Here is a 229-nt window from a genome sequence, read left to right as displayed (position 1 = left end):
ATTCGAGCCAAATTAGTGATGGTGCATGCGCCGTATTAATTATGTCTCGTGAAAAAGCAGAAGAGCTTGGGCTAAAACCGCGTGCTCGTATTTTAGCACGAAGTGTTGTTGGCTCTGACCCAACTTTAATGCTTACTGGTCCGATTGCAGCCACAAAAAAAGTGTTGGAGAAGGCAAAACTAACGATAAATGAAATGGATCTATACGAAGTAAATGAAGCATTCGCCCC

At 42.8% G+C, this 229-nt stretch carries 1 pseudogene; it reads left to right on the top strand.

The features are described from left to right. Positions 1 to 229: pseudogene (locus N7568_RS25655) on the top strand (steroid 3-ketoacyl-CoA thiolase); the annotation flags it as partial.

The sequence above is a fragment of the Paenarthrobacter aurescens genome, assembly GCF_025421775.1.
In the GTDB taxonomy this organism is placed as follows: domain Bacteria; phylum Actinomycetota; class Actinomycetes; order Actinomycetales; family Micrococcaceae; genus Arthrobacter; species Arthrobacter aurescens_B.
Note: the sequence above shows the minus strand (reverse complement) of the source record. Positions and strands in the feature narration are given on the sequence as shown.